Source organism: Aerococcus viridans (genome assembly GCF_002871935.1).
Taxonomy (GTDB): Bacteria; Bacillota; Bacilli; order Lactobacillales; family Aerococcaceae; genus Aerococcus; species Aerococcus viridans_B.
In genome coordinates this window covers 1-1,644 of sequence record NZ_PNHQ01000045.1, presented here as the reverse complement: position 1 = coordinate 1,644, position 1,644 = coordinate 1, and the positions used below count along the sequence as shown (strand labels likewise).

At 38.6% G+C, this 1,644-nt stretch carries 1 protein-coding gene; it reads left to right on the top strand.

The window, feature by feature from the left end; genetic code table 11:
- Positions 1-293: 293 nt before the first annotated feature.
- On the top strand, positions 294-1,502 hold the full coding sequence (locus CJ191_RS09060) for an IS110 family transposase (RefSeq protein WP_102199571.1): 1,209 nt from the start codon (positions 294-296) through the stop codon (positions 1,500-1,502).
- Positions 1,503-1,644 lie beyond the last annotated feature (142 nt).

The following is a 1,644-nucleotide window of genomic DNA, read 5'->3' as shown; positions in this document are numbered from 1 at the left end:
TCCTCGTATAATAAGATTAGTCTTAAATGGCTAATCTTTTTTTACTATATTTGTCATTTAAGGCTGACTTAAACCTGTGACTCTTATGAGTTATAATTGTTTCGTATAGATAGAGGTCGTAGTTAAACTCCTTGAAGCTTCGTCTTCCTTTTAAAGACTGACGCCTCTTCTCTACGGACAGTATATGTATGAGCTGGATAGAACATTGTTTCTGAATCTCACACGAGGCTATATCGTCCATAGAGCTAAGAGGAGAACCCCTATCTGAATTTTTAATAGAAAGGTTGATTCGAATGTTTTTTGTAGGTATTGATATTGGGAAACGAAACCATGAAGCGGCGATTATTGATGAACAGGGAAAGCCTATAGGAAAACCTATTCGGTTTAGCAACACGAAAGCCGGCAGTGAAAAATTACTGCAATTCATCAATGACCATGACTTATTACCTGATAACTCCATGATTGGTTTAGAGGCTACTGGACATTATTGGCTTTCTGTATTCTCTTTTCTAACCGCTTTAGAATTTAATGTAGTTCCTTTCAATCCCATTCAATTCGATACTCTCCGCAACTTCTATATCCGCAAAACGAAAACTGATACCATCGATGCCGTATTAATCGCACAAGTGGTTCGGATGGATTTACCTGATCAAACGTATTTGCCTTCCGAAGATATTGTACGCCTAAAGCAATTATCCCGTTTCCGTTACAGCATCGTTGACCAAACTTCTGATCTCAAAAGAAAAGTGATTGCATCTTTAGACCAAGTGTTTCCAGAATACGAAACACTTTTTTCAGATATGTTTGGAAAGTCATCCACCCAACTGTTACTTCAATCCCCCTTGCCTGAAGATTTACTCGAGATTGACGCTCAGAAGTTGATTGATCTTCTTAATGAAGCCAGTAATGGCCGTTTAACCATTGAAAAATCAACCCAGAAAGTTCATCAATTAAGAGATTTAGCGCAAGATTCCTTTGGAATCCGAGTCGCAACCGATGTTTATAAACTTCAAATCCAATTATTACTTCAGCAGATTCTTCTTTTAGAAGAACAATTGAAAACAGTTGAAGATGAAATGGCTGAATTGGTTGCCGCCCAAGATCAATATTTAACCACGATTACGGGGATTGGCCCCGTTACAGCAGCTGTGATTCTCTCTGAAGTGGGCGACATTCATCGCTTTGAACGCCCTAATCAACTGCTTGCCTTTGCGGGTTTAGACGCTTCCGTTCATCAATCGGGTGACTTTACAGGTACGCGTAATAAACTCTCTAAACGAGGTTCTCCATATCTTCGACGAGCCATTTGGCAAGCGGCCTTTATCGCTTCGAATCGAGATCCTGCGCTGTCTCTTTATTATCAAAACTTACGAAAACGTGGAAAGCATCATGGAACAGCCGTTGGGGCTGTATGTCGGAAACTTGTCAATATTATCTTTGCGGTTTGGACAAAAGGAAAACCTTATGAAGTGCATATAAATCCTGACTTAAAAACTGATTGAGATTATTTTTTTGAATAGTTTTTTCAGGGTTTATTTGGGTTGCCTTTCTTTAAAAGCAATAACATAAATTCCTTCAAAATCACACTTCAGAATCACGTCCTAAACTTTCAATTTATTCCTTGACATCTTTATAGCTGGCTTT

What these genes read in the sequence shown, in the direction of transcription:
- CJ191_RS09060 (WP_102199571.1), top strand. Translation starts at nt 294, where the DNA reads ATGTTTTTTGTAGGTATTGATATTGGGAAACGAAACCATGAAGCGGCG.